Genomic DNA, 3,590 nt, shown 5'->3' with positions numbered 1-3,590 from the left:
GAAACACAGATACCAGTAAAAGTAACGGGCTTATAAAAATGGCTGTACATGATAACCTAATTATCATGTGCAGCCGTACTATTTAGGTTAGAAAAACTTAGGAGTTTTTAATAATTAATTTATTATTCTTTTAATAATTACAGAAAGTTTTTTCAATCCCTCTTCCATATCTTGATTTGATGCATAAGAGTAAGAAAGACGTATACAATTATTTTTCTTAAAACTATATATATCACCAGGATTAATTAATACATTCTCTTTAAGTGCTTGATCAAAAACCTTATCTATAGACAAAGGTTTATTTAATTTCAACCATATATAGAAACCGCCTTTAGGAATATTCCAAGTTGCAATATCAGAAAAATATAAATCAAGTAAATGAAGCATAAAAGAACATCTTTCTTTTAGTTGTTTTCTAAGTGTTTGAATATGAATATCGTATAGTCCACTATTAAACCATTCATTCATTATCCATTGGGATAATGAACTTGCACCATAGTCAGTTTGCATTTTTATGTCTCCAAGACGCTCTACAATAGATTCAGGACCTACTATCCATCCAATTCTAAAGCCTGGTGCTAGTGATTTAGATACGCTTCCCATGTAAAGAACATTTCCAGTATTGTCTATTGCTTTAATTGGAAGGGGAGGAGCCTCATCAAAATATAATTCTCTATAAACATCATCTTCAATAATTGGAAGTCGATTTGATTTACACCATCTAAGCAATTCACTTCGTCTATTCTCACTCATAGTAATTCCAGTTGGATTATGAAATGTAGGAATTGTATATAGTATAGACTTTCCCTTTTTTAATATAGTATCATCTATCATCCATGGCATTATACCATCTTTATCCATAGGAACATTTCTCATGGTAATACCTGAGAAGTCAAAAACTCTCAATGATTTAATATATGATGGCTCTTCTACGAGGACAACAGAATTTGGTCCTAGTATACTAAGAGAAATAAGTTGCAGAGCTTGAAGTGAGCCTGATACTATTAAAACTTGTGATGGTTCTACCTGTAAATTGAATTTTTTTAGATACTTACATAATTCAACTCTAAGTTCATATAGGCCAAGCGGACCTAAATAATTATAAGAAACATTTCGATCAGATACTCTTTTAAGAACATCAGTCATCATATCATGAGGAAATTGATCTGGTGACATTTCTCCTGTTCCAAGACGAATTATTGGTTCAATAAATTCGAATTTATACATAGCTTGTATTATTGGATTATTGGGTCTATGTATCCCATGTTCTATGTAATTTTTCCAATCGGGTGTACTGCTGTCAATAAGAAGAGACCATGTATTATTTACTATGGTTGTGCCTTTACCAAAGGAGGAGTCAATAATGCCAAGTGATGTCAGTTCAGATAGAGCCTCAACTATTGTGCTTCTGTTTACTTCAAATAACTCGGCCATTTTACGTTGAGATGGTAGCTTTTGACCAACTACCCAATCCCCTTTTGCAATTCGTTCTTTAAGATATCCAATTATTTGCTTTGTTAAAGTAATATCTGAGTTCTTATCGGGTTTCCAATTTATTATTACAGTTTCATTAAATTTGGTACTCATAATTTGCTCCTTTTGCTAACTTGGATGGGTATTATATTTTCTTTGGTTGGATATTTTATAGTCATTATATTGTATTATTATAATAAATTCAAGAAAGGAATGATTATAGTATGAAATTAAGAGATTTTAAATTAGAAGTATTTTTTGGAAAGCATGAGTTTTCAGCACCATATTTACTTACGCAATCAGATTGTGCTTCTATGAGTATGAAAGAATTACTTGCTTATGAACCTGGTGCTGAAGAAGAATTTTTAAATGGAGGGCTTGGATATACTGAAGTGGCTGGAAGCCCATATCTTAGGGAGGTTATATCTAGTTTATATTCTACAATTACACCTGAAGAAATAGTAGTGCATGCAGGAGCTCAAGAACCAATATTTAATTTTGCCAACGTGTTATTGGAAAAAGGTGATCATGTAATATGTCAGTTCCCTATTTATCAGTCATCATTCGAAGTTCCAAATTCAATAGGTTGTGAAGTTTCAAAATGGTCATTGGAACAAGGTGAGAATGGTTGGACAATTGATATAGATAAATTAGAAGACATGATAAAACCAAACACTAAGCTTATCTGCTTGAATAGCCCAAATAATCCAACTGGTTATACTTTGAAAAAAGAAGAAATAGAAAAGATAGTTGAAATAGCAAGAAGATATGATTTATATGTTTTCTGCGATGAAGTTTATAAAGGTGTAGAATTAGATGGAGAAAAGCGTCCATGGTTTGCAGACTGTTATGAAAAAGGAATTTCTCTTGGTGTTATGTCTAAGGCATATGGTTTAGCGGGATTAAGACTTGGTTGGATTGCTACAAAAGACCTTGAAATTATTGAAAAAATGAAAAAAATGAAGCATTATACAAGTATTTGTACAAGTGCACCATCTGAATATCTTTCTATGGTTGCACTTAAACATAGTGATGAAATACTTAATAAAAATAGAAGTATAATTGAATCAAACCTTAAAATAGCTGATAAGTTCTTTAGTAAATATTCAGATCTTTTTGAATATAACAGACCAATGGCAGGCCCAGTGGCTTTTCATAAGATGAATATAGAAATGCCAATTCATGATTTCTGTGAAACACTTGTTGCAGAAAAAGGTGTACTTTTACTTCCATCAAGTATTTATGGATTTAAAGGACAATATTTTAGAATGGGTTATGGTAGAGATAATTTTGAAGAAAGCCTTAAGAAGTTCGAGGAATATTTGATTGAAAAAAAATACGTGTAGGTGATTAGATGGAGACATTGATTTTATCAAAACAAGATGTAGGAATGCTTATCAATATGAAAGATGCAATAGCTTCTGTTGAACAAGCATATACAGACTACTGCAGTAATATGGTTATTCAGCCACCTATTGTATCAATAGAAGATGAAGAAAACAATGGAGAACTTGATATAAAGACATGCTATTCGAAATCTAATCAATTCATAAGTATAAAAAGTGCATCTGGATATTGGGATAATCCAAAGGTTTATAATTTGCCAACGATGCTGGCAACAATTATGTTGATTGATGGGAAAACCGGTTATCCGTTATGTATAATGGATGGAAGTTTGATTACTGGATATAGGACAGGTGCTGCTGGTGGATTATCTGCTCGCCTTTTAGCAAGAAAGAATTCTAAGAAAGTGGCTATCATTGGTTCTGGAAATCAAGCTCGTATGCAACTCAAAGCTATATGCGAAGTTTTGAATATTGAATCTGTAAAAGTTTGGGACACTAATACTGAATTATTAGCAGCATATAGAGAAGAAATCTCTAAATCACTTAATTTATTAGTTGAAACATGTGAAACTGCAAAAGATGCTGTTATTGATGCTGATATCATTGTAACGACGACACCAAGCAAAAATATGATTGTCAAAGATGAATGGATAAAGGAAGGTACTCATATTATTGCCATAGGTGCTGATATGGCTGGTAAACAGGAGCTTGATCCTAAAATATTTAGTCGATCAAAAATTTATGTTGATTCAATATATCAGTGTGTGGAAC

3 protein-coding genes are annotated in these 3,590 nt (G+C 32.1%); 2 read left to right on the top strand and 1 reads right to left on the bottom strand.

All coding sequences use genetic code 11. From position 1 onward, the window contains the following. Window positions 1–114: 114 nt before the first annotated feature. On the bottom strand, window positions 115–1,587 hold the full coding sequence (locus tag RTW14_RS18560) for an aminotransferase-like domain-containing protein (RefSeq protein ID WP_312654296.1): 1,473 nt from the start codon (window positions 1,585–1,587) through the stop codon (window positions 115–117). A 110-nt stretch (window positions 1,588–1,697) separates the two neighbouring features. On the opposite strand from RTW14_RS18560, the gene RTW14_RS18555 reads away from it, so the two are divergent. Together RTW14_RS18555 and RTW14_RS18550 are read left to right on the top strand one after the other, a co-directional pair. Beyond that, window positions 1,698–2,819, top strand: coding sequence for an aminotransferase class I/II-fold pyridoxal phosphate-dependent enzyme (locus tag RTW14_RS18555; RefSeq protein WP_312654294.1), 1,122 nt, complete (start codon window positions 1,698–1,700; stop codon window positions 2,817–2,819). 8 nt (window positions 2,820–2,827) lie between these two features. Beyond that, the coding region (locus RTW14_RS18550) for an ornithine cyclodeaminase family protein (protein WP_312654292.1) at window positions 2,828–3,590 on the top strand (763 nt) is incomplete at its 3' end.

This window comes from Aminipila sp., assembly GCF_032051575.1.
GTDB lineage: Bacteria > Bacillota > Clostridia > Peptostreptococcales > Anaerovoracaceae > Aminipila.
This window is presented reverse-complemented; position numbering and strand designations above follow the sequence as displayed.

Excerpts from the sequence above, each read along its gene's own strand:
- RTW14_RS18560 (WP_312654296.1), bottom strand. The coding sequence starts at position 1,587 with ATGAGTACCAAATTTAATGAAACTGTAATAATAAATTGGAAACCCGAT.
- RTW14_RS18555 (WP_312654294.1), top strand. The coding sequence starts at position 1,698 with ATGAAATTAAGAGATTTTAAATTAGAAGTATTTTTTGGAAAGCATGAG.